The sequence below is a fragment of the Staphylococcus sp. AC872 genome, from assembly GCF_979255425.1.
On record NZ_CEEDKW010000065.1, the window covers coordinates 1 to 262 of the forward strand.

A 262-nucleotide genomic window follows, 5' to 3' on the forward strand; every position below is an offset into this window, starting at 1 on the left:
GGATATATATGAAGTTGGGAGTTACCTTGGGGTAATACCGCGTTACTCGCCATTATCAGGTTTTTCGGGGCTTTCCTCATCCGCGGGTCTCAGAACCCTGTAGGTTCTCGCGTGCTGGATCAATGCAACCAGGAGGTAAGTAAGGGAAGCAAAGAGGAGGAGGAAGTCGCCGAACCAGAGGGCAGTAAGGGCAAAGATAAAGGAGATGCCCGCGTAGAATGCGCTCCAGCTTATGTCGTTCCTCTTAACGACTTCCATGTAG

1 protein-coding gene is annotated in these 262 nt (G+C 51.1%); it reads right to left on the reverse strand.

Annotated elements, in window-relative coordinates; genetic code table 11:
- Window positions 1-42: 42 nt before the first annotated feature.
- Window positions 43-262 (reverse strand): hypothetical protein (locus ACZ267_RS12940; RefSeq protein WP_463680353.1); only part of this gene is annotated, 220 nt, incomplete at its 5' end.